The organism is Pseudoprimorskyibacter insulae, assembly GCF_900302505.1.
In the GTDB taxonomy this organism is placed as follows: domain Bacteria; phylum Pseudomonadota; class Alphaproteobacteria; order Rhodobacterales; family Rhodobacteraceae; genus Pseudoprimorskyibacter; species Pseudoprimorskyibacter insulae.
Genome location: NZ_OMOJ01000002.1, coordinates 619,999 through 642,980 on the forward strand (window position 1 = coordinate 619,999; position 22,982 = coordinate 642,980).

25 protein-coding genes and 1 tRNA gene are annotated in these 22,982 nt (G+C 61.5%); 6 read left to right on the plus strand and 20 right to left on the minus strand.

Features of this window, described 5'->3' with window-relative positions:
- On the minus strand, positions 1-672 hold the full coding sequence (mnmC2, locus tag PRI8871_RS08430; RefSeq protein WP_108885732.1) for a tRNA (5-methylaminomethyl-2-thiouridine)(34)-methyltransferase MnmC2: 672 nt from the start codon (positions 670-672) through the stop codon (positions 1-3).
- Positions 673-726: 54 nt separating this feature from the next.
- Between mnmC2 and PRI8871_RS08435 the strand changes: the two genes are divergently transcribed.
- Together PRI8871_RS08435 and PRI8871_RS08440 are read left to right on the plus strand one after the other, a co-directional pair.
- Positions 727-1,761, plus strand: coding sequence for an NAD(P)/FAD-dependent oxidoreductase (locus tag PRI8871_RS08435; RefSeq protein ID WP_108885733.1), 1,035 nt, complete (start codon positions 727-729; stop codon positions 1,759-1,761).
- 63 nt (positions 1,762-1,824) lie between these two features.
- The gene (locus PRI8871_RS08440) at positions 1,825-2,172 is read left to right on the plus strand and encodes an antibiotic biosynthesis monooxygenase family protein (RefSeq protein WP_108885734.1); all 348 of its coding nucleotides are present in this window, start codon (positions 1,825-1,827) and stop codon (positions 2,170-2,172) included.
- Positions 2,173-2,200: 28 nt separating this feature from the next.
- Here PRI8871_RS08440 and PRI8871_RS08445 read toward each other — a convergent pair whose 3' ends face one another.
- Complete coding sequence (locus PRI8871_RS08445) at positions 2,201-3,598, minus strand: aminotransferase family protein (protein ID WP_108885735.1); 1,398 nt, start codon at positions 3,596-3,598, stop codon at positions 2,201-2,203.
- Between the two features lie 224 nt (positions 3,599-3,822).
- Here PRI8871_RS08445 and PRI8871_RS08450 point away from each other — a divergent pair.
- A tRNA-Arg gene (locus PRI8871_RS08450) sits at positions 3,823-3,899 on the plus strand.
- A 116-nt stretch (positions 3,900-4,015) separates the two neighbouring features.
- On the opposite strand, the gene PRI8871_RS08455 is transcribed toward PRI8871_RS08450, so the two are convergent.
- Genes PRI8871_RS08455 through PRI8871_RS08465 form a run of 3 tightly spaced genes read right to left on the minus strand, consistent with a single transcriptional unit; the run spans position 4,016 to position 7,104 of the window.
- Positions 4,016-4,855, minus strand: coding sequence for an HTD2 family dehydratase (locus tag PRI8871_RS08455; RefSeq protein ID WP_108885736.1), 840 nt, complete (start codon positions 4,853-4,855; stop codon positions 4,016-4,018).
- Positions 4,856-5,950 (minus strand): CaiB/BaiF CoA transferase family protein, encoded by a 1,095-nt coding sequence (locus tag PRI8871_RS08460; protein ID WP_108885737.1) that lies wholly within the window; start codon positions 5,948-5,950, stop codon positions 4,856-4,858.
- Positions 5,950-7,104 (minus strand): acyl-CoA dehydrogenase family protein, encoded by a 1,155-nt coding sequence (locus tag PRI8871_RS08465; RefSeq protein ID WP_108885738.1) that lies wholly within the window; start codon positions 7,102-7,104, stop codon positions 5,950-5,952. Before PRI8871_RS08465 ends, PRI8871_RS08460 begins: the two co-directional genes overlap by 1 nt.
- A gap of 106 nt (positions 7,105-7,210) precedes the next feature.
- Between PRI8871_RS08465 and PRI8871_RS08470 the strand changes: the two genes are divergently transcribed.
- Positions 7,211-8,143 carry a LysR family transcriptional regulator gene (locus tag PRI8871_RS08470; protein WP_108885739.1) on the plus strand — a complete coding sequence of 311 codons (933 nt, stop codon included), beginning with the start codon at positions 7,211-7,213 and terminating at the stop codon, positions 8,141-8,143.
- On the opposite strand, the gene PRI8871_RS08475 is transcribed toward PRI8871_RS08470, so the two are convergent.
- The 13 genes from PRI8871_RS08475 to PRI8871_RS08535 form a co-directional block, all read right to left on the minus strand.
- Entirely contained in the window at positions 8,140-9,492 is a 1,353-nt protein-coding gene (locus PRI8871_RS08475; RefSeq protein WP_306418445.1) for a cytochrome-c peroxidase, read from the minus strand. The genes PRI8871_RS08470 and PRI8871_RS08475 overlap by 4 nt on opposite strands.
- Before the next feature lie 132 nt (positions 9,493-9,624).
- The gene (locus tag PRI8871_RS08480) at positions 9,625-10,125 is read right to left on the minus strand and encodes a flavin reductase family protein (RefSeq protein WP_108885741.1); all 501 of its coding nucleotides are present in this window, start codon (positions 10,123-10,125) and stop codon (positions 9,625-9,627) included.
- 89 nt (positions 10,126-10,214) lie between these two features.
- Positions 10,215-10,658 (minus strand): D-aminoacyl-tRNA deacylase, encoded by a 444-nt coding sequence (dtd, locus tag PRI8871_RS08485; protein WP_108885742.1) that lies wholly within the window; start codon positions 10,656-10,658, stop codon positions 10,215-10,217.
- The gene (locus tag PRI8871_RS08490; protein WP_108885743.1) at positions 10,655-11,557 is read right to left on the minus strand and encodes a carbohydrate kinase family protein; all 903 of its coding nucleotides are present in this window, start codon (positions 11,555-11,557) and stop codon (positions 10,655-10,657) included. The genes dtd and PRI8871_RS08490 overlap by 4 nt, the downstream gene beginning before the upstream one ends.
- Before the next feature lie 76 nt (positions 11,558-11,633).
- Positions 11,634-12,743, minus strand: a complete 1,110-nt coding sequence (locus tag PRI8871_RS08495) for a TFIIB-type zinc finger domain-containing protein (RefSeq protein WP_108885744.1) — start codon at positions 12,741-12,743, stop codon at positions 11,634-11,636.
- A gap of 155 nt (positions 12,744-12,898) precedes the next feature.
- Complete coding sequence (locus tag PRI8871_RS08500; protein WP_108885745.1) at positions 12,899-13,426, minus strand: cytochrome b; 528 nt, start codon at positions 13,424-13,426, stop codon at positions 12,899-12,901.
- A gap of 10 nt (positions 13,427-13,436) precedes the next feature.
- Positions 13,437-14,549 carry an SPFH domain-containing protein gene (locus PRI8871_RS08505; protein WP_108885746.1) on the minus strand — a complete coding sequence of 371 codons (1,113 nt, stop codon included), beginning with the start codon at positions 14,547-14,549 and terminating at the stop codon, positions 13,437-13,439.
- A gap of 15 nt (positions 14,550-14,564) precedes the next feature.
- On the minus strand, positions 14,565-15,533 hold the full coding sequence (locus PRI8871_RS08510) for a DUF2927 domain-containing protein (RefSeq protein ID WP_108885747.1): 969 nt from the start codon (positions 15,531-15,533) through the stop codon (positions 14,565-14,567).
- Positions 15,534-15,538: 5 nt separating this feature from the next.
- Positions 15,539-16,735: a toxic anion resistance protein gene (locus tag PRI8871_RS08515; RefSeq protein ID WP_108885748.1), complete on the minus strand. Its 1,197-nt coding sequence runs from the start codon at positions 16,733-16,735 to the stop codon at positions 15,539-15,541.
- A gap of 29 nt (positions 16,736-16,764) precedes the next feature.
- The gene (locus PRI8871_RS08520; protein ID WP_108885749.1) at positions 16,765-17,646 is read right to left on the minus strand and encodes a 5-bromo-4-chloroindolyl phosphate hydrolysis family protein; all 882 of its coding nucleotides are present in this window, start codon (positions 17,644-17,646) and stop codon (positions 16,765-16,767) included.
- Between the two features lie 177 nt (positions 17,647-17,823).
- Positions 17,824-18,621: a hypothetical protein gene (locus PRI8871_RS08525; protein WP_146188664.1), complete on the minus strand. Its 798-nt coding sequence runs from the start codon at positions 18,619-18,621 to the stop codon at positions 17,824-17,826.
- A 14-nt stretch (positions 18,622-18,635) separates the two neighbouring features.
- Complete coding sequence (locus PRI8871_RS08530; RefSeq protein ID WP_146188665.1) at positions 18,636-18,896, minus strand: hypothetical protein; 261 nt, start codon at positions 18,894-18,896, stop codon at positions 18,636-18,638.
- Between the two features lie 39 nt (positions 18,897-18,935).
- A complete protein-coding gene (locus PRI8871_RS08535; protein ID WP_108885752.1) occupies positions 18,936-19,991 on the minus strand; it encodes a pseudouridine synthase in 1,056 nt (351 codons plus the stop codon).
- A 63-nt stretch (positions 19,992-20,054) separates the two neighbouring features.
- Here PRI8871_RS08535 and PRI8871_RS08540 point away from each other — a divergent pair, with 63 nt between their 5' ends.
- Together PRI8871_RS08540 and PRI8871_RS08545 are read left to right on the plus strand one after the other, a co-directional pair.
- On the plus strand, positions 20,055-20,507 hold the full coding sequence (locus PRI8871_RS08540) for a nucleoside deaminase (protein ID WP_108885753.1): 453 nt from the start codon (positions 20,055-20,057) through the stop codon (positions 20,505-20,507).
- On the plus strand, positions 20,504-21,082 hold the full coding sequence (locus tag PRI8871_RS08545; RefSeq protein ID WP_108885754.1) for a pseudouridine synthase: 579 nt from the start codon (positions 20,504-20,506) through the stop codon (positions 21,080-21,082). Before PRI8871_RS08540 ends, PRI8871_RS08545 begins: the two co-directional genes overlap by 4 nt.
- A 137-nt stretch (positions 21,083-21,219) precedes the next feature.
- Here the strand turns inward: PRI8871_RS08545 and hemF are convergent, their stop codons facing one another.
- Positions 21,220-22,113 (minus strand): oxygen-dependent coproporphyrinogen oxidase, encoded by an 894-nt coding sequence (hemF, locus tag PRI8871_RS08550; RefSeq protein WP_108885755.1) that lies wholly within the window; start codon positions 22,111-22,113, stop codon positions 21,220-21,222.
- Positions 22,114-22,174: 61 nt separating this feature from the next.
- Entirely contained in the window at positions 22,175-22,975 is an 801-nt protein-coding gene (locus tag PRI8871_RS08555; protein ID WP_108885756.1) for an SDR family NAD(P)-dependent oxidoreductase, read from the minus strand.
- Between the last annotated feature and the right edge of the window lie 7 nt (positions 22,976-22,982).

The following is a 22,982-nucleotide window of genomic DNA, read 5'->3' on the forward strand; positions in this document are numbered from 1 at the left end:
TCAGGCCTTTGCGGCGATGGTCATATGGCGCTTGCGGCCAAATCCGGGAATGCGCTGGGTCTGAAGCCCGGCGGCATCCAACGCGCGGCGCACTGCCCCGGCGGCGGAATAGGTGGCGGCGGTTCCATCCGGCGCGGTGTGCTGGGCCACGGCCGTCAGAAGGTCAGGTTCCCACAGTTCGGGGTTCTTGGCAGGGGAAAATCCGTCCAGAAACCAAGCATCTGCGACATGATTCCATGCTGGCACCGTTTCGCGGGCATCGCCCACGATCATCTCAAACGTCAGATCGGGCAGGGTGATCCGGGTCGCGCCTGCCTCCCAATGAGGGCGCAGTTCCGTGGCGATGTCTTCGACCCCCGGAAACTGGGCCTGCGCGCGCAGCATGTCCGGGGCGGCCAACGGATACAGCTCAAAACTGGTGAAGCGCAGCATGCCGGTCTGGCCGGTGTCGCGCCACAGTTTCAAGGTGGCCAGCAGGTTTAGACCGGTGCCAAAGCCCAACTCGGCAATCTGAAACCCGTCGCGAAGCCGCTCAGGCAGCCCGTTCCCGGTCAAGAACACATGGCGCGTTTCTTCCAACCCATTGTCGAGCGAATAGTAAGGATCATCAAAGCGGCGCGAGACCGGCACATTTCCATCGCGCCAGTCCAGCCCATTCGTCTGGTCGATCATGAGGTAAACCTTTAGGTGTCGGGCAAACGGTGCAGTGATCCGAAGGGAAGATCAATGGCTGACGTGACAATTCGTGGGGCCGGGGCCTTTGGTTTGGCGATCGCCTGGGCGTGCGTTCAGCGCGGGGCGACGGTGCAAGTGGTTGACCCCTACGGCGCGGGCAGCGGATCATCCGGCGGGCTGGTCGGGGCTTTGGCGCCGCATGTGCCGGAGAACTGGAACGACAAGAAAGCCTTTCAACTCGATAGCTTGCTGATGGCCGGGGCCTTCTGGTCCGAGGTTGAGGCGGCAGGCGGCGTGACGGCAGGCTATGGCCGGTTGGGGCGCATTCAGCCGCTACTGGATGACCGCGCGGTGGACCTGGCCAAGGTGCGGATTGAAACGGCGCAGCAGTTTTGGGCCGATCACGCCGAATGGCGTGTGGTGGATCGGGCGGATCTGGGTGATTGGTGCCCGCCGTCGCCCACCGGGCAATATGTGTTCGACACGCTTAGCGCCCGGATGCACCCGCGCCGGGCCTGTGCGGCGCTGGTGGCGGCGCTGGCGGCCAAGGGCGTGACAGTGGTGCCCGAGGCACCGGACAGCGGGCAAGTGGTCTGGGCGGCCGGGTGGCGCGGCCTGCTGGATCTGTCCGATGCGCTGGGCAAGCCGGTTGGAAACGGTGTCAAAGGGCAGGCCGCCTTGCTGCGCTATTCCGTCCCCGACGCGCCGCAGCTTTACGCCGATAGCCTGCACATCGTGCCGCATGCCGATGGGACGGTCGCCATCGGGTCCACCTCAGAACGCGAATTCGACGCGCCGGACAGCGTGGATGCGCAATGCGATGCACTGATCGAAAAGGCCGTGCGGCTGATGCCGGTTTTGCAGGGCGCTGCGGTATTGGAGCGTTGGGCCGGTGTGCGCCCGCGTGCCAAATCCCGTGCGCCAATGCTGGGCGCTTGGCCGGACCGCGCGGGCCATTTCATCGCCAACGGCGGGTTCAAGATCGGCTTTGGCATGGCCCCCAAGGTGGCGCTTGTCATGGCCGATCTGGTTCTGACCGGCCAAGACACCATCCCTGACGATTTCCGGGTTGAGGCGAGTCTCTGACGTAGCGCTTGGCTTGCGCCGACCCGCGCCATGGTATCCCCTGCCCCAAAACGGGAGGATACGATGATTGGTGTGATTTTTGAGGTCGAACCGGCAGACGGCAAAACCGAGGCTTACTTGGAAATGGCGGCCAAGATGCGCCCCCTGGTCGAAGAGATCGAGGGCTTCATCAGTGTTGAACGGTTCGAGAGCCTGACAAACCCCGGCAAGCTGCTGTCGCTGTCGTTCTTTGAGGATGAAGCCGCGCTAGAGCGGTGGCGCAAGCTGGAAGACCACCGCCGCGCCCAAGCAGCTGGGCGCAACGCCTTGTTCGCGGATTATCACCTGCGCGTGGTGCAGGTGATCCGCGACTACACCAAGACCGACAGGGCCGAAGCCCCGCAAGACAGCCGCGACGTGCATGGCGCATGAAAAAGGGGCCTTTCGGCCCCTTTGACGTTTAGCCAAAGACCTTGGTCAGAGCCTTGTCCACCGTATCGGTGATTTGGTCGATGTCATCTGGCGTCGCGATCAGCGCGGGGCTGAAGCACAGCGTGTTGTTATAGCCGGGAACCGAACGGTTGGTCGCCCCGATCATCACGCCCTGCGCCGCGCATTCCGCCACAACGGCCTGCACGCGCTTTTCGTCCATCGGCTCGCGGGTGGCGCGGTCTTGCACCAGCTCGGCGCCTAGGAACAGGCCCTTGCCGCGCACATCGCCCACAACCGCGTGCTTGTTCATCAGCTCATGCAGGTTGCCCATCATCCGATCACCCATGCGGGTGGTGTTGCCCAACAGGTCTTCGTCTTCGATGATGCGCATGTTTTCCAGCGCGGCGGCAGGGCCAGCGGTGCAGCCGCCAAAGGTGCTGATATCGCGGAAATAGTTCAGCGGATCGCTGGTGTCGTCTTTGAACATGTCAAAGACCTTTTCCGTTGTGACCATACAGGCAATCGCCGCATAGCCCGAGGCCACGCCTTTGGCCATGGTCACGAAATCGGGCTTGATGCCGTAATGCTGATAGCCGAACCATTCGCCGGTTCGGCCAACGCCGCAAACCACCTCATCGATATGCAGCAGCACGTCATACTTGGTGCAGATTTCCTGCACACGCTCCCAATAGCCGGGCGGGGGCGCGATGACGCCGCCGCCAGCGGTCACGGGTTCTAGGCACAGCGCACCCACGGTATCGGGGCCTTCGCGCAGGATCACCTCTTCAATCGCATCGGCGGCGCGCTGGCCATAAGCCTCGCCCGACAGATGGCCCCAGCCCTGATCCGCTGCGTGATACTCAAGGCAATGCGGCACCTCGACGAAATCGGGCGCGAATGGGCCGTATTGCGCGTTGCGCTGTTTCTGGCCGCCAGCGGACAGGCAGCCGATGGTGGTGCCGTGATAATCGCGGTCACGATAAAGGATCTTGGTTTTCTTGCCGCCATAGCGTTTGTGCGCGATCTGGCGAACCATTTTGAACGCCTTCTCGTTCGCCTCGGACCCCGAGTTGCAATAGTAGACGCGGGTCATGCCCGGCATCTTCTGAATCAGGCGTTCGGCAAACAGGGCGCCCGGCACGCTACCGGCGGCGCCGGCGAAGTAGTTCAGCTTCATCAACTGGTCGGCAATCGCTTTGACGATGGTTTCGCGGCCATAGCCGACGTTCACCGTCCAAACCGCGCCCGAGACGGCATCAAGGTATTCCTTGCCGTTCTGGTCCCACACGCGCATGCCTTTGCCTTCGACGATGATCCGTGGATCGGACGTTTCAAAGGCTTTGTGCTGAACAAGGTGGTGCCACACATGGGCCTTATCGGCATCAACGACATGGCTTAGATCGTTCTGGGAATAGGTGCCGTCCATGGTGTCCTCTCTCTGCGGGGCGGGTTGCGGGGCAAGACTAGCATGGATCGGGGAAATTTTATCAAGTGGTAAATTGTCGATCCGCAGCGTTTGGTACTGTGCCGCTGCGTTCGTGCCTGACGGATGGGCAAAGCGGGTGCTTTGAGAAAAAATCCACCTTCAGCGAAAAAAGTTTGATTTCGCTCTTGCGCCTCTGAGCCGTGCAGTCTAAATCCCGCCTCCACGGACCGATAGCTCAGCTGGATAGAGTACTTGACTACGAATCAAGGGGTCGGGGGTTCGAATCCTCCTCGGTCCGCCACTTACCCCTAAAGCAGGTAAGTAGACGGAAAAAGCCGCCCCTCGGGGCGGCTTTTCTGCTTTTGGGTCAATGGGTTTTACTGCGGGGAATGCCGCGCCTTGCGGCGCGGCACTGGCTTACCAAACGGCGTGCGCTTCCATTGCGACGGGACCGCCGGGGCGGGCTGTCCAAAGCCGCAGGCCTTTGCCGTCAGAATCGGCGTTCAGACGGATCGGCGCATCATCGAACAGGGGCGACAGGCTGCGGAAGGTAAACTCGGTGGGGCTGCGCCCTTCCAGATCGGCGGCCATCTGGCACAGCATTGTTGCCTGCATCGGACCATGTACCACAAGGCCCGGATAGCCTTCGGTCGTCGTGCAGAATTCCTTGTCGTAATGGATGCGGTGGCCGTTGAAGGTCAGGGCGGAATAACGGAATAGCAAGGTGGGCGTCGGGATCAGCCCCTTGTTTTCCTGTCCGTCCGGCGCTGTGGGCGCGGGTTTCGGTGCGGGCGCACCGGGGGGCGGCACATCGCGGTAAACAATATCCTGCCGCTCGGAAATCACGGTGCGGCCATTGCTGGTGACTTGGTGATCGACGGTCACGAAACACAGCGCGCCCGAGCGCCCTTCTTTCAGCGTCACATCGCGGATGGTCGAGGTGCGCGTGACCTCATCCCCCACAAGGATCGGCCCGTGGAAGGCAAACGACCCCCCTGCCCACATCCGGCGCGGCAGCGGCACGGGCGGCAAAAAGCCCCCAAGTGCGGGGTGGCCATCGCGCCCTAGCGCCGACATGGGCGCGATGGGCTGTGCCAGACACAGGTGGATCAGCAGCGGCGCTTCTGCCCCTACCTCGGACGGCCAGTCGCGGTCGAACGTGGCGGCGAACTGGCGGACGGTGGTCGGGCGCAACACTTCGCTGTCGCTTTGGGTGTTGCCGATCCACTGGCGTAGATGGTCGATATCGACGTGCATTCAGTCCTCCTTGGGTTTCAGGGCGGGCACGGGCCCATAGGGGCGCGGATCGCCTACGACGATGGCGGCGGGCGCAGGATAGGCCACGGGACCGTTCGGGGTATCGACTGTGATGCGCCGCAGGTGCGGATGCGCCGACAGCCCCGCCATATCATTTACCGATGCCAGCGCGATGCCAGCCGCCTCAAGCGCGGTGACGGCTTCGGCATTGGTGCGGCGGGCAAAGGCGGCCTGCACCAGCCCATCGGTCACATCGCGGTTCTTCACACGGTCTACATTGGTGGCAAGACGCGGATCGGTGCCAAGGGCGGCGTCGCCAAGGAACACCTCGCACAGCTGGCGCCATTCGCGGTCCGACTGGATCGAGATCAGGATCGGAGCGCCTTCGCTGGGGTGGAACACGCCATAGGGCGCAATCGACGGATGGGCGAGGCCGACACGTTGCGGGGTCTTGCCGCCTTCGTGGTTCAGCAAAGGCACGGTCAGCCAATCGGCCAGCACATCGAACATCGAGATCTGGATCTCGCAGCCCTGCCCGGTGATCCCGCGTTGGATCAGCGCCTCAAGGATCGCGGCATGGGCCGTGGCCCCGGTTGCGATATCCACCACCGATGTGCCCACGCGCGACGGCTCGGACGGGCCGCCGGTGATCGAACAAAGGCCGGACTCTGCCTGTATCAGCAGATCATAGGCCTTGCGGTCGGCCATCGGCCCCGTTTCGCCATAGCCCGAGATCGAACAGACGATCAGGCGCGGATGCTGGCGGCGCAGGTCTTCGGGCGCAAAGCCCAGCCGTGCCAGCGAACCGGGTTTCAGGTTCTGGATCACCACATCGGACCCCGCGATCAGATCGGCCAGCGCCGTCTTGCCCGCATCCGTCATCAGATCCAGCGTCACGGTTTCTTTGCCACGGTTCAGCCAGACGAAATAGCTGGATTGCCCCTTGGCCACGGCGTCATAGCCGCGCGCGAAATCGCCCTCGGGCCGTTCGACCTTGATCACCCGCGCGCCCGCATCGGCCAAACGCGACGAGGCAAAAGGCGCGGCGACCGCCTGTTCAATCGCCAGAACGGTCAGCCCCTCCAAAGGACGCATCAGAACGACCTCGGCATACCGAGCACGTGTTCGGACACGTAGGACAGGATCAGGTTGGTCGAAATCGGCGCGACTTGGTACAGGCGCGTTTCGCGGAACTTGCGTTCGACGTCATATTCATTGGCAAAGCCGAATCCGCCGTGGAACTGAAGGCAGGCATTCGCCGCCTCCCAGCTGGCCTTGGCCGCCAGCAGTTTGGCCATGTTCGCTTCAGTCCCGCAGGGAAGGCCCGCGTCATACAGCTCACAAGCCTTGTAGCGCATCAGATCGGCGGCCCGCACTTCGATATAGGCCTCAGAGATCGGGAATTGCACGCCTTGGTTCATGCCGATTGGGCGGCCAAAGACTTCGCGTTCAGAGACGTATTTGGTGACCTTGTCGGTGAACCAATAGCCGTCCCCGATGCATTCGGCGGCAATCAGCGCCCGTTCGGCGTTCAGCCCGGTCAGGATGTATTTGAAGCCCTTGCCCTCTTCGCCGATCAGGCTGTCTTCGGGCAGTTCTAGGTTGTCAAAGAACAGCTCATTGGTTTCGTGGTTGACCATATTCGGGATGGGATTGACCGTCATGCCGGTCTTCATCGCCTCTTTGATATCCACAAGGAAGATTGACAGCCCTTCGGACTTCTTCTTCACCTCGGACAGGGGCGTGGTGCGGGCCAGCAGGATCATCAGATCCGAATGCTGAACGCGACTGATCCAGACTTTCTGGCCATTGATCACCCAGCGCCCATCTTTTTTTACGGCAGTGGTTTTTAGCTGCGTGGTGTCGGTGCCCGTGGTCGGTTCCGTCACGCCCATGGATTGCAGGCGCAATTCACCGCTGGCCAGTTTGGGCAGGATGCGCTGGCGCTGCTCTTCCGATCCGTGCCGGACCAGCGTGTTCATATTGTACATCTGCCCGTGGCACGCGCCCGAATTGCCGCCCGCACGGTTGATTTCCTCCATGATCACCGACGCTTCGGTCAGGCCAAGGCCCGAACCGCCGTATTCCTCGGGGATCAGGGCGGCCATCCAGCCCTCTTTGGTCAAGGCGTCAACGAAGGCTTCGGGGTAGGCTTTTTCCTCATCAATCTTGCGGTGATATTCGGCAGGAAACTGGGCGCAAAGCGCCTGAATGCCGTCTCGGATGTCCTGATAGGGATCGGTTGTCATGACGCTCTCCTGCGATCTTGTTGGCGGCAGATAAGCGTCTTAGGGGATATTGCGCAAATATATGTTTTCGATAATTTGCATACAGGATTTGTATGGATAGGCGGAAATGGCACTCGACACCCGGCAGATGCGCTATTTTCTTGAGATCGCCGAACAAGGCAGCATCACCCGCGCCGCGCAGGTGCTGAACGTGGCGCAGCCTGCGCTATCTCTGCACTTGAAGACCTTGGAGGAGCGCCTTGGCACCCAACTGCTGATCCGCAGTCGCAGTGGCGTGACGCCCACCGAAGCGGGGCAAGTGTTGATGCGCCGCGCCCGCGCGATCTTGGACGACATGGCCCGGACTGAGGATGAAATCCGCACGCTAGACGCGGATCCGGCGGGCGTGGTGCGTGTGGGCCTGCCCGGAACCATCAGCGCCCTGCTGACCCTGCCGCTGATCAAAGCAGCCCGCGCACGCTATCCCCGGATCACGATCAACATCGCCGAGGCGATGAGCGGGTTTATCGCCGGTTGGATGAGCGAGGGGCAGGTGGATCTGGCCGTGCTTTACAATCGCAGCAGCGCAGCGGGCGTCATGGCCCGGCCCTTGCTGGAGGAAGAACTGGTCGTGCTGTGGCCCGCCAACGCAAAGCGCCCCGAGGTGATGGCCCTATCTGAACTGCGGGATGAACCGATGGTCCTGCCAAGCGCGCCGCACGGGCTGCGCCAACAGCTTGAACGGGACTTGGGCGCGCTGGATATTCGGCCCGCAATCGCGATGGAGGTGGATTCCTACGCCAATATCAAAGCGCTGGTCGCGGCGGGATATGGCGCATCGGTGCTGCCGCGCCATGCCGTTCAGGCCGAGGTCGCCGAGGGCAAGCTTGGCATCTCGCGCTTGGCGGCGCCGGGGTTGTGGCGTCAGGCGGTGATGGTCACGCCCACAAACCGTCCGGTTACCCGCGCACAGCAGGCGGTGCAGGACGTGCTAAGCCAAGTCGTGGCCGACATGCTGGCCAATGGCGATTGGTCCGGTGCGCGGGCGGTGTCGCCTTAATCGACGGGCAGGCCGCTTGGGACGCTGTCAGGCCGCCCCAGCGGGCGCGACTGTGCGGTTTCCCCGGTCAGGCAATTCAGGAACGCCTCAATGTCGATGATATCCTGTTCGCTCAGATGCACCGGCTGGGTGTCGACAATCGCGGCCTGACGCGCCATTTCCAGCGCGTCACTTTGCACACGGAAATCAGTGCTTTGCAGCCAAGGCACGCGGGGCAGGGTGGCCTTATCGGGCGTCCAACTGGCCCGCATTGCGACGGGATCGGCCATATGGCGGATCATGTCCTTCAGGTCACTATAGGCCCCATTATGCCCATAGGGTCCGGTTAGCGCGACATTGCGCAAGGACGGCGTGCGGAACTTGTAGGCATCGAGCAGGTTTGACGTGGCAAACATCCGGCCCACATCGCGCGGTACGGGGTCGTATTTATCGGTCCGGCCGGGGCCGAATTGCGGGATCGCCATCGCGTGGAACTGCTGATCGCTGAACAGAGGGCCGTTGTGGCAGGCCACGCAGTGCGCCTCACCAAAGAACAGCTCGCGCCCGCGCTCGGCCTCTTCCTGTAAGGGTTTGCCTTGGGTGACATAGGCGTCATAGACGCTGTCGTAGCTTTGCCATTCCGATCCGATGAACGCCGCGATGGAATTGACGATCTGCACGATGGTCAGGTCATCGGGGCCGTTCACCTCGGGGTAGGCCGCAGTGATCATCTGTGTATAGGCTGGGATGTCGCGCACGCGATTGGTGATCTCGGCCCAGCCCAGGTCAATCCGCTTGGCCACGGCCGCGCCGATGGGGTTTTCATGCGCCCCGCCTGCCATTTCATCGGCAGATGTCATCGGGAATAGCGCCTGCGCGGCGATGATCGTGTCCAAACCGGTGGGCAGCAAATCCTTGGCGGGGGTGTCGAATCCCCCGGCGTATTTATCCGACACGGCCACGCGGCCATCGTGGAACAGGTTGGTGATGTCCTTGTGGGCGATGTTCCAAAGCGCAGGCGCATTGCGTGGAATTCGGGCCGAGATTTTGTCCAACCCCTCGGGCGATAGCCGCGTCGGCCCAAGCCCTACGCCGCCTTCGCCAATACCAAGGCTAACGGAATCAGTGCCTGCCATATCGTGGTGATGACACGTCGCGCACGAGATATTTTTGTTCCCGGACAGGATCTTATCGTAAAAAAGCAACTGGCCGATGCGGGCTTTGGCGGGGTCGAATTCATAAAATTGTGACGCGTCTAGACGGTCTGCCACGCTCGGGCTTGCAAGGGTGGTGGCCATAACCAAGGCCGTCCCCAATGTGGAAAGGGTCAATGTGATTTTCATAGGTCCGAACAATTCTGGCAAACGCATAGCGAGGTGAACGAAAGATATAAACAAGTGCGAGCCGCCGAAAAAAAGGCGCTGTTGGGGCAATATTCCCCAGTTTGAGACGATTCACCAAGGAAACAATCTGTTGGCGTTCGGCCAACAGTGGCCAATTGCCTAGCCGTCGAAGGTGCCGAATTGCCCGGCCGAGAAGATCAGCGGCGCACCATCGCGGGTTTCCACCTCGATCACCTGACCGATGACGACCGTATGATCGCCGCCGTCGTGCTGGGCTATGTTGCGGCATTCAAAGCGCGACAGGCAGCCTTCGATCAAGGGGGTGCGATGTGCGCTTTCGCGCCAGTCGATAGCACCGAAGGCGTCGCCGGACCGGGCAAAGCCACTGGACAGCGCGGCTTGACCTGCGCCCAGAACGTGGATCGCGAAATAGTCGGCAGCAACATAGAACGGATAGCGCGAAGACCGTTTGGCAGGTGACCAAAGCACCAGCGGCGGGGTCAAAGATAGGCTGGCAAAGCTATTTGCGGTGATCCCGATCGGGCCGGTTGGCGTCATGCAGGTGATCACCGTGACGCCCGTGGCAAACTTGCCCAAGGCATCGCGGAAGCTGCGGGGGTCTGCCTCCGCCGGGTCGAATATTTGCGCCTGCTCGCTCATGCCATTGCTCTTACGTCAGATTGCCAGATAGGGCCAGCACCCAAGCGGGTACGGCCCTAATCTGGCGCGGTGCGGTGCAATCTCAAGGCTTAATCGTCTGTGTCCATCCAGATGGTGATCGGGCCATCGTTGACCAAGGCGACTTTCATATCGGCGGCGAACTGACCCTTGGCCACAGGAACGCCCTGCTCGGCCAGTTGATCGGCAAAGTAGAGATACAGCGCTTCACCTTCTGCGGGCGGGGCTGCGGTGGAAAATCCGGGGCGATTGCCGCGCCGCGTATCGGCGGCCAAGGTGAACTGGCTGACCACCAAGGCGCTGCCGCCGATGTCCAGAACGGACCGGTTCATCTTGCCTGCCTCATCGGCAAAAATGCGCAGCTTGGCGATCTTGGCGGCCAGCTTATCGGCCTCGGCCTGTGTGTCGCCCTGCATCGCGCAGATCAGGATCACCAAGCCCTGACCGATTTCGCCGATCACGGTGCCATCCACCGTGACCGACCCTTCGGTGACGCGCTGAAGAAGCGCTCTCACAGCTCGTTCGCCCAGGGCGGGTTGGCCCCGGCGCGGCTGACGGTGATGGCGGCGGCGCGGGCGCCCAGATCAATCGCCGGTGTCAGATCCTGTTCCGAGGCATCGGTCAACGCGTCTTTGGTCAGCAGGCCATCGCGGGCCAAACCGGCCAAAAGCCCTGCGTTGAACGTATCGCCCGCGCCCACGGTATCGACCACGGTCGCCTTATGCGCCGGAACCGAGAAACGGCCCCAACGGGTGTAGGCGTCAATGCCTTCCGCGCCTTTGGTGATCAGCACCAACTTGGCCCCACCTGCGACCAGCCCTTCGGGGGAATCGCCGATCCACTCCAGATCTTCGTCAGACACTTTGATGATGTCGGCCTTGGCCAGCATCGCGCCAAGGCGGTTGCGATAGCGTTCTTCGTCCTGAATGAAGCCGGGGCGAATGTTCGGGTCGATCATGATGACGCGCGACGCGGATTCGCGGGCGCATAGCACCGCGTAGCTGTCGGCGGCGGGTTCGGACACAAGGCTGATGCCGCCGAAAAAGCACGCTTCAACACTGTCCGGCAATTCCGGCAGGTCGTCTTGGGCCAGCATGCGGCCCGCCGTGCCTTCGTCATAGAATGCGTATTTGGCGTGACCATCGACCAGCGTCACAAAGGCCAAGGTCGTCGGACGGTTCGAACGCGGGCAGTACTGCACATCGACCTTCGATGCGGCCAAAGTGTCTTGGAGCAGTTGGCCAAACAGGTCAGACGACAGCCCGCCGAAATAGCCCGCAGGGGCGCCAAGCCGTCCAAGCGCAATCGCGGTGTTGAACACAGCGCCGCCCGCATAGGGCGCGAAGGCTTGTTCATCTTGCGTTGAGACACGCGGCAGCATGTCGATAAGGGCTTCTCCGCAGCATAGGATCATGGCTGTCCCTCTTCATTGATGTTTGCGCTAACTGCCCCTGAACCTGCCTTCAGGTCAAGCTCAGATTTCAGTCGGGTCATTGGTTCTGCGCAACGATATAGCCGATCCCGCCGGCGACAATCAGGCCCAGAACAACGGCAATCGCGATTTTCCATGCCGACCACGGACGTTCGCCCTGCACGCGGCCCGTGCGCCCGTTCACCACAAAACGATAGGTCTTGCCCCGGTATTTATAGGCGGCCAGCCAGACCGGCAGCAGGATATGCTTGAAGGTGACATCTGAAATCGTGGTTTCGATCTTGTTGATGCGCTGCGCGTCGCCGCCAATGTCAAAGCGCACGTCCCGTTCGATCACCCGGTCTATGTGCTGGCGGGCCAGAACCATGCCTTCCTCAAGATCGACGGAATAGGCCTCGGCCCGGAACCCGGCAAGGTATTCGGGGCGATACGGTTCCATCGCGGGCAGATCCCAGGGTTCCAACGCCTCGGTGTATTTGCGCGGCAGGGATTTCGACGCCAGCACCAGCACGTCGTCAAAGAACCGCGCCACCCGGCCCGAAGCAAAGCTCCAACGGATTTTGCGTTCCTGTACGGTTTCTTGCTTGCCGTCGCGCATGACGGTTTTGGTGACGTAATAGGCATCGCCACGTTGGCCGGTGTAGCTTGATTTCGTATCGGCGTCGAAGGTCCAGTAGGGCACATATATGCCCTGCATTTTCCGGCCCTTGCGCGCATATTCCTGCAACCCGTTTGGTGCGAACCACAGCTTGCCCAGCCATGTGTTCATCGCATCGCGGGCGCCCTTTTCATCCAGGGCAAAGGGCAACAGCCCCTTGGGTTTGAAATGCCGGTGGGTTCCGGTGTCTGTCACAACGGGCGTGGCGCAGAACGGGCATTCGGTGGCGTGAATGTCGGGGTCAAATTCGATCTGCGCGGCGCAGTTCGGGCAGGTTGTCACACGGGTGGTTTCGATCTCCTGAAGCGGGATCTGGTTCTTCAGCGCTTGGTTGAAGTCCAACTCCTTCACGCCGCCGTCCCACGGGCCTTTTTCCGCCACGGGCTGCGTGTTGCCGCAATGATCGCAGATCAGCTGACCACGCTCGGGATCAAAGGTCAGATCCGCGCCGCATTGATTGCAAGGAAAGCGGTGCTCATCGGTCGGGGCGGCAGGGGGCAGGTCAGTCATGGCGCTTTCTAGGCTGAAGTGGGCCAGATTTTTTGCGATGACCGCTAAATCGTCCAGCCCCGGATCCGTTTAAAATAATAACCGGTTGGTAAAGTAGTGAGTGCGCCCGGCTCTGGTTCCTCTGACAAGCAAGAGGCGGGCGAAGGTTTGTATGGTTACAAGTATCGGTGCAACGCCTTCGGAGTCATGATCCGAAGTGCGTTGTCCCGCAGTATGTAGTGCCGCCATAGGTGGAACACCGCATGCGCGACGATTGTGAACAACAGGATGTTGAACGCGATCTCATGCACTTCGACAAACACCCCTTGCAACGCCTTGGTTCCGCCGCCCGTGTTGAGCGGGACGATGCCGAACGCCTTGATGACATAGGGCGCGCCGATGGCCGTCATGGCGCCGGTAAATACCACGAATGGCAGGCCGAAATACAAGATGCGGTGCACAACCGGGTGCACGCGCTTGGCCAGCGGCGGCAGCTTGGGGCCTGCCCGGCCCGCAAGCCCCTTGATCGCGAAAATCACAAACCACACGACCGACGCGATGGCCAGCAGCAGGCCCACGCCCGCGTGGGTGGCCAAAGCCGCAGCGCCAAGATTGCGCACGTCCTCGGGTTCTACCAAGAAGAAATAGAGGATCAGAAAAGCGCAGGTCCAATGCAGGGTTTTGATGGCGGTGCGTCTTGTCATGGTGTGTTCCTTATGCGCCGGGCGGCGGCGGGGGTGGCATGATGGTGAACAGCTGCGCCAGTTCCTGCACGTCGCCCGCGCGCTTCCAGCCGTCCTGACCGGGGGTCCAGACATGTGTATCGCGTGCCAAACCGCCTGTCTGGGCCATCTTGCCCATATCCGCCTTTGAGAACGGGCCTTGCGTCTGGCCGTTTACGGCGATGTGCCATACATGTTCAACGGGCGGCGGCGGCGGGGCCACGGGTGCGGCCTGCGCGGCGGGCTGCGCGCCCCAGGGGCCTTGGTTGGCCATCATATTGCCCATCTGCATACCCAGACCTGCGCCCATACCCATGCCCATGGCTTGATCGGCCGCGCCGCCTTTGCCCATGGCTTCGGCTGCTTTCCACTTCATGTGGTCGTCCAGATTGCCCGCGATGCCGCGGCTGGTGCGGGCGTCCAGCGCCTTTTCGACCGCCGGCGGCAGCGAAATGTTCTCGATGTACAGTTCCGGGATCGAGACGCCGTAGTCCTTCATCACCGGGTCGATGGCTTGCGCGATCAGCTTGCCCACCTCGGCGGTATTGGCGGCCATGTCCAAGACGGGAATGCCCGATGCCGCAATCGCGCGGCTGAATTCCTGTACGATGATGTTGCGGATCTGAAAGCTGATCTCATCGGCGGTGAATTCACCATCCGTTCCGACGATCTCGGTCAGGAACAGGGCCGGGTCGTTGACCTTGATCGTATAGGTGCCAAAGGCGCGAATGCGGGTCGGCCCGAATTCCGGGTCGCGCAGCATGATCGGGTTCTTGGTGCCCCACTTCAGATCGGTGAAGCGGTTGGTGTTGACGAAATAGATCTCGGACTTGAACGGCGACTGGAAGGCGTGGTCCCAGTGCTGCAAGGTCGTCATGATCGGCATGTTGTTGGTTTCAAGCATGTAAAGGCCGGGTGTGAACACATCCGCCAACTGGCCTTCGTGAATGAACACCGCCGCCTGACCTTCGCGCACCGTCAGTTTGGCGCCGTACTTGATTTCATGCCCTTCGCGTTCGAACCGCCAGACCATCGTATCGCGGGTGTCATCGACCCAATGGATGACGTCGATGAATTCGCCCTTGAGGAAATCGAAAATGCCCATGTCAGGCCCTCCTTCTTAGCTTGGTCCGCCCATCAGCGAGGCGGCAATCTCACGCACGATGGGGCGCGCGGTTTCGGCGCTCATGCCCGGTGTTAGGCGTGAATTGTACAGGATTTTCAGTAAAAGTTCGTCATGCCCCGTCAGCAGCGCGAATTCATCGTCATCGTTAAAGATCGACGGACGCGCGCGCGGGCTGTCATTTCCAAGGCCAAGGCCCTGCGCCACCTCTTCGTGGATGCAGGACAGGCGCATCAGATCGGGGTGTTCGGCGCGGATCACAGCCACCGCCTGCCCATAGGAATACCCGCCCGGCTGGCTGGAAAAGGCGACCACAAGGCAATGGATCGAACGCGGCAGCGTGTCGAAGATGCGCAAGGATGCAGTGTTCAGGTTTGGCACCAGCGACAGGATGCGCGGCTTGATGATCGCTTTGTCATCTTCGCCCACGAACATCACCACGAAATTCGGGTCGCTATCCACCATCGACATGCTGTGCCCGGTCAAAGCCGACAGGCGCTGAACATAGCGGGCAAGGCTGGTGCGGTCTTTTTCGCGCTGGCTGGCGGGGACGGTCGCGCCAAATTCGGCGGCAACGCGGATCGGCCGTTGCCATTTCTTGACCGGCCCAAGCGTGCCGCCGCTGCGTTCCAGCCCGCGGCCCCGCACGTATTCGTCTTGTAGCGCGATGTATTCGAAGTTGCGGGCCAAGGTGGCGGCGTCGAACGGGGTATCGGGCCCGTTTCCTGCATCCGTGCGCAAAAGTCCCTGATCGAGCAAGTCTTGCTCAACACGGGCATAGTACTGGGCAAGCGCCCGGCTTTCGCCGGATCGCTGCGGGGTGGGTGCGCCGGTGGTTTGCAGATTGTCCGGGCGTGCCTGTGGTTTCACGCCATGCGTCACCGGACCCTGAGGGCCCGGAACGCACGCGGCCAGCCAAAGCAGGGCCGCAAAGCCTACGCCACGAATGGGCCAGCCACCGGCCATGTAAATCAGCCCGGCACTGCGGTGCCGGCATTGTCGCCGGTGCCGGTTTTGCGGGCCTTGGCCGATGCCAGCGTATCGCGCAGATCGCTTTCCATCTTCTTCAGCTCGGTCTCGGCGGCAGCGCGGCGGGCCTTGCCTTCGTCGGCGATGCGCAGGCTGTCTTCGATGGTGCCGATCAGATCGGCATTGGCCTGTTTGACAGCTTCGATATCAAACACACCGCGCTCCATTTCCTGACGGATCATGGCGTTGCTGTCGCGCAGGTTCTTGGCATTCGCGGTCAGCAGTTCATTGGTCAGATCATTGGCATCGCGCACAGCAGCGGCGGCTTCGGCGCTGCGCTGGATGGTGACGGCCTGTGCCAGCTGGGTTTCCCAAAGCGGCACGGTGTTGACCAGGGTGGAGTTGATCTTGGTCACCAGCGACTTGTCGTTTTCCTGCACCAGACGGATCGAGGGCAGCGACTGCATCGTCACCTGACGCGTCAGCTTCAGATCGTGAACGCGGCGTTCCAGATCGTCGCGGGCGGCGCGAAGATCACGCAATTCCTGCGCTTTCATCACCTGATCGCCTTCGGCAGCGGCCTGAACTTCGGCTTCTTTGGCCGGGATGTCGTTTTCGTCCAGATCTTTCAGCTTCTGTTCGCCTGCCGCGATATAGAGGGCCAGTTCGTCGTAGAAGTTCAGCGTTTTTTCATACAGCAGATCCAAAGACTTGATGTCCTTGAGCAGCGTATGTTCGTGCTTCAGCAGGTCATCGGTGATCTTGTCGATCTGGCCCTGCACCTCTTCGAAACGGGCGGTGAACTTGGCGAAGGGCGCGGCCTTGCCCAGCAGCTTTTCCCAGAAAGACCGTTCGCGGCGCACATCCAATTCCGAGATCGAAAACCCGCGGATGGTGGTGACAATGCCGCGCAGGCTGTCGCCCGCCGGGCCGACGTCTTTGTTGCGGACGTCTTGCAGCATCGCTTGGCTGATTTCCTGCAATTCGGCCTGCGCAGCGGATCCGAATGCAACGATCGAGTTGGTGTCGCCCATGTCGATTTCGGCCATGCGCGACCGGATTTCTTCGCTGGTGGCCGGATCTGCCTGTTCCAGCGTTACGACAGCAGTGGCCTCTTTGGGTTCGGGCAGAACCACGGCGTTCACTTCGTCCACAAGGGCCAGTGCCTGTTCGGCTTTGGCGCGTACATTCTCTGACATCAGGAGTCCCCTTTCCCAGTTTTACCGCCTCAATCGAGGCGGACTCCTTCGCGCTGCAATCTTTCGCGCAGCACGTCAATTTCGACCGTTAGATCGGCGTTGTTGTCCAACAAAAGCTTTTCAGTTTTCTGACCGAAGCTTTCCTCCAGATCCGTCAGCAGCATCATGTAGTTGCTACGGGCAGTCAGATCTTGGGACCGGCTAAAGATATCGGCGAATTTGGCGGACGCATCACGCGCGCCCATCAAATAAACCCCTAGGTATTTCTTGGCCGCCGTCAGATCGCGCGGGTCTTCTTCGACAGTGCGGATCATTTCGCGTACTTTGACCTGAAACCGTTCGACCCGTGCTTCGACCTGACGGTCGCCAGCGCGGCGGATGGCGTCGGCCATTTCGGTCAGGTAACGCTCGGCCTCATCCACGACTTTGGCAACGCGGTCTTGCTGGAAGGTGTCAACGCCTTCCATCCCTTTGTCTTTCATCGGATCAAGGCCAAAAGCCGCCAGTTGCAGGCCCGTTGCCGCCGCGCCAAAGATCACCGGCGCAATCAGGCCCGGATCGTTTTTCCAAGCGGCTACCGCAACGCCCAGCCCCGTCAGGACCGAGGCGGCAATCTTGCGCGGCATGGCCGGGCGACGCGCCACACGGCGTTCGTTGAACGCGGCCTCAGCCCGCAATCCTTCGCGCAGCAGCCACGCGCCCAAAACCAACAGCCCTGCGCCAACCAAGCCCGTTGCCAGCCCGATCGCGCCATCACTGATCGATGTGAAGGCCAGGATCACCGGCGGGACGAACAACACGTTCGACCGTGCGCCTGCGGGGTCAACCTTGGCGCCACGGAATGTAGATTGCTGGCCCGGTTTGGAGGTTTCGCCGCCCGGACTAAACTTACCGCCGAATCGTTGTGCCATGCTCAAAGCCCCCCAAGCCAACCGCTAGAGGCGCCAAACAACATGATCAGCAATAGAACATAGGCTATTTTCTGTAGGCCGGTTCCCGACATTAAGCTCCACCCAAAACCCTCAAATCTGAGGTAAATCTAGGTGATGCGGCGCAATGCTGCTAGGGGGAACCGTTTGGTTTTCGTCTCAGGCGACCGATCTGCGCGTCATCTGATCGAACAGCTTGTCATTTCGGCTGTCGTCGCCTTCGTCGCGGGCTGTTGCTTCGCGGAAGGTGGCAACCATTTCTTCGGCCAGATCGCCAAGCGCGCGGATATAGCGGCGCTTGAAATCCGGGTCGGGATTTTCCTGATAGTCGATATAGAAGGTGTCGGTGGCCATGGCCGCCTGCGTGATCGTGTTGCGGATATCTTCCAACAACTCTTCTTGGACGGCCGGGTTGTTCTCGACGGTGTCCATGAACACTTCGCGGAAGGCGACGGCATGGGTGGTCAGGTCGTCTTCGTCCAGCGTTTCGATGCGGCGAACGATGGCATTGAGAACGCGGTCGGCGGTTTCAATGAACTTGGCCTCTTCCCCGGCAGACAGGGTGCGGGCGCGGGGGCGGGCATTGGGCGAATATTCGTCCAAACCAAAAGCCAGCAGGCACAGCCCGAAACCGACAAAGCCAATCGCGACGGCCATCAGGGCCGAATCGAATTTCATCAGGCCCAGCATCAGCAGGGCAACCGCCATAAGGCCCGATCCGATCATCTTGCGCGGCCAGTTGGCCACATCGTCCAGCGACTCGCCATTTTGGGCGCGGATGCCTTGGATCAGGAAATGGCCAGCCACCCAAATCACCGCAAAGATCAACGCCCCGGCCACCATGCGGCCCGCGTCGCCGCTGACAAACCAGATCAACAGCGGCAGCGCCGCCAGCTTTAGCAGGTTGACGTTTTCAGGGGTACGGTTTGCACCGATACGACCGATTTTGCCATGCATCGCCATTGGTCCGCTCACATGAAGGTCAGCCAAAAGATCAGGCACCACAGCGCCGACAGCGCCAGGTTCGACAAAGCTCGGTCAGGCGAGGCGAATTTGACGGCGGCCGTGACGGCGACGTCGTAGGTGTCCCGCAGGACAGCGCGCAAATTGCTGAAGATCAGCCAATAAGACGCAAGAAGAATCAAAAGTGCCAGAACCGAGATCATCATGATCCCGAAACTGACGTCCAAAACGGGCGGAAACGTGGCGCTTTGCGGGTATTGTGCTGACACGGGCGCAAATGGCCGTAAATCTGCTAGCGTGTTGCGCGATCAGGTCTTTTTGGTCCACGTGCGGGTTGTTTTGGGGCCGGGGCCGGTGGGCTTGGGGCCACGCCCCGGACCCTTGGGGCCTTGGCCGGGTTTGCCGCCGGTTGGGCGGCCCGCGCCCGGTTTGCCAAAGCTTGGCTTTGCCGCGCCGGGCTTGCCAGCACCGGGTTTGCCTGTGCCCGGTCGACCTGCGCCCGGTTTGCCAAAGTTCGGCTTTGCCGCGCCGGGTTTGCGGGTGCCGCGCAGCGACTGGCCGGGATCGTCGGCGCCTTTGGCGGCCGGTCCGCCCGGACGGCGGCGCGTCGGGGTTGGTTTATCGGACTTTGCGCCCTCAAGGCCCAACTGGTCCCGCATGATCTTGGAGCGCACCTCTTCGACCTCGCCGGTCTTTAGCTGGCCCAATTGGAACGGGCCATAGGACACGCGGATCAGGCGGTTCACCGTCAGGCCGATATCGGTCATGGCGCGGCGAATTTCGCGGTTTTTCCCTTCGCGCAGACCAACCGTCAGCCAAGCGTTGGCCCCCTGTTGGCGGTCTAGCGTGACGATCATCGGCTGAAAGGTCTGACCATCCACGACGATTCCCTTGCGCAAGGGTTCCAGCGTTTCGTCGGAAGGGCGGCCATTGACGCGCACGCGGTAGCGGCGCAGCCAGCCGGTGCTGGGCAGTTCCAACTTGCGCTTGATCGCGCCGTCATTGGTCAGCAGCAACAGCCCTTCTGAATTCAGGTCAAGACGCCCAACGCTGAGGACGCGCGGCATATCTTCGGGCAATTTGTCAAAGATCGTCTCGCGGCCCTTTTCATCGCGGTCGGTGGTCACAAGGCCCACGGGCTTGTGGTACAGCCAAAGGCGCGCGCGCTCAGGCTCGGCGATGGGCTGGCCGTCGACGGCGATCTTATCGGCGTCGGTGACGTTCAGGGCCGGTGAATTGATGATCGCGCCATTGACCGACACGCGGCCTGCTTCGATCATGCGTTCCGCATCGCGGCGGCTTGCGACGCCAGCGCGGGACAGGACTTTGGCGATGCGATCGCCCGGAGGGGTTTCGTTGCTCATACACTGGCCATACTGTATGGCGCGGGTCTGGGCAATCGGGCGTTCGAGAGGCGCGAGAGGCAAATGACATTTACCAGCTTCATGGATCACGCCTTGACCGAGGCGCAGGCCGCCGCCGACCGTGGCGAAGTTCCGGTGGGCGCAGTGATCGTCGATGCCGCTGGTGCAATTGTGGCCGCCGCTGGCAACCGAACGCGGGAACTCAATGATCCAACCGCCCATGCCGAGGTTCTGGCCATTCGCGCCGCCTGCGCCGCATTGGGGCAGGAACGGCTGACGGGCTATGACCTCTATGTCACGCTGGAACCCTGCCCGATGTGTGCCGCCGCCATTTCCAACGCGCGAATTCGGCGGCTGTACTATGGGGCATCAGATCCGAAAACGGGCGGTGTCGAACAGGGGGCGCGGGTGTTCAGCCATCCACAGTGCCACCATGCGCCCGAAGTCTATGAAGGCATCAATGCCCGCCCATCCGAAGAGATGTTGCGCCGGTTTTTCGCGGAGAAGCGCCAATGAGCAAGATTTACCTGTTCAACAAGCCATTTGGCGTGTTGACCCAGTTCACCGACAAAGGACACGAAGGCGCAGAGCGCGAGACGCTGTCGAATTATATCAATATTCCAGATATTTATCCTGCGGGGCGTCTGGACCGGGATAGTGAAGGTCTGTTGGTGCTGACTGATGACGGCAAGTTGCAGGCGCGGATATCCAGCCCGAAATTCAAACAGCCCAAGACCTATCTGGTGCAGGTCGAAGGCACGCGGGATGAGGCGCAACTGGACCAGCTCCGCAAAGGCGTGACACTGAAAGACGGCCCGACCCGGCCCGCACAGGTCGAGGCGATTGACCCGCCCGAGTTGTGGGAGCGTGACCCGCCGGTGCGGTTTCGCAAGACGGTGCCGGATGGGTGGCTGAAGATTACCATCACCGAAGGGCGCAACCGGCAAGTGCGGCGGATGTGCGCCCATGTGGGGCTGCCCTGTCTGCGACTGGTGCGTTGGTCTGTGGGGGCGTGGGATTTGCGGGGGATGCGTCTGGGTGAAGTGCGCGAGGCGCCGCTGTCGGACTTTTATCGCCCGCGCCGCCGGTGAAATCGTAATCCAGCGGTGCGCCGCTAACGCGGCGCGCATGGGGTGCTTGGCCATTCGGCCAAGCGGGTGGGGGCGCTGCCCCCGGCTTCCTGCGGAAGCCCCCCCTGGCGGTATTTACCAAAGAGAAGAAGAGGCGGTCAGACCCATTTGGCCAAGGGCGGCAGGCTCATCAATACGGCATTGGCGTCATGGCCGGTTTCCAGCCCGAATTTGGTGCCGCGGTCGTAGACCAGATTGTATTCGGCATAGAGCCCGCGGTGGATCAACTGCGCGTCTTTGTCGGCTTCGGTGAAATCCTCAACCCGGCGCTTTTCAATCAACGGCAGGAAGGCCGGTAGGAAGGCGCGGCCGATGTCTTGGGTCAGGGCAAAGTCGCGTTCCCAATCGCCTGAATTCTGATCGTCCATAAAGATGCCGCCGACGCCCCGTGCCCGGTTGCGGTGCGGGATGTAGAAATATTCATCGGCCCATTCCTTGAGGCGCGGATATTCATCAGGCCCATGCGGGTCGAGATGCGCCTTTTGGGTGGCGTGGAAATGCGCGGTGTCTTCGGCAAATTCCAAGCAGGGGTTCAGGTCTGACCCACCGCCGAACCACCATGCGTGCGGGGTCCAGAACATGCGGGTGTTCATATGAACCGCCGGGCATTTGGGGTTGCGCATATGGGCAACCAGACTGATGCCTGAGGCCCAGAAGCGTGGGTCGTCCTTCATGCCGGGGATGCCTTTGCGCGCGGCCATGGCCATTTGCGCCCGTTCGCCCAAGGTGCCGTAGACGGTCGAGACATTGACGCCGACCTTTTCGAACACGCGGCCGCCGCGCATCACGCTCATCAAGCCGCCGCCCGCGTCGGATCCGTCGTCGCTTTGGCGTTTGGTGTCGGTAACCTCGAACCGGCCTGCCGCCATGTCCGCGAAGGGGCCAATGCTATGGCTGTCTTCTAGCGCTTCGAAGGCGGCAACGATCTGGTCGCGCAGGTCGCGGAACCATGCGCTGGCGCGGTCGCGTTCGGTCAGAAGCTCTTGGGTCATGTCGGATCTCCGGTGGTTTGGAGCTTGGTAGCGGCTGATCGGGTGGGGGCGCAATGCGGCGCTAGTGCGCGGGGGCCGAGACCGGATCAACCAGCGTGCGCCCGCCATCGACCGTCAGGATCTGGCCGGTGACAAAGCCCGCGCTTTCCGAGGCGAGGTATTGCACGGCTTCGGCCAGTTCCTGCGGGCCTGCGATGCGGCCCATCGGCGTGCGGCTGAGGATATCGTTTCGGAAGTCCGGCTTTTCCTTGAGGATGCCCTTCAGGCTGGCGGACATCACCGATCCGAAGGCCACGGCGTTCACGCGAATACGGTGCGGCGCGTAGGCCACCGCAAGCGAGCGGGTCATCTGATCGAGCGCGGCGGTCGAGATGGAGTAGCCCAGCAAATCTGGGTGCGATCGGCGCGAGGCGATGGAGGACAGGTTGATGATCGAGCCGATTTGACCTTCGGTCTGGCCTTCGGCCTGTTTGATCATCCGTTTGGCCACCATCTGCGACAGGCGCAGTGAGGTCAGCATGTTTTGCTGAAGCAGCGCCTCAACCGAGTTGTCGTCCAGATCCAGCGGATCGCTTGGCAGAATCTGACGACTGCCATTGACCAGAATATCGACGCGGTCGAAGGCATCCAGCGTGGCCGACAGAAGGTTGGCGATGGTCAGCCGTTCCCGCAGATCACCGGCGAAATAGCGGATATGCCCGTCTTCCGGGGCATCGCCGATTTCGGCCTGTAGGCGGCTTTCGTCCATATCGGCAAACATGACATTCGCGCCGTGGTCGGTGAAATGACGGGCAATGGCCAGACCGACGCCATTTGCGGCACCTGTGACAATTGCCGTTTTGCCTTCGATGGAAAAGGACATGCTTGGC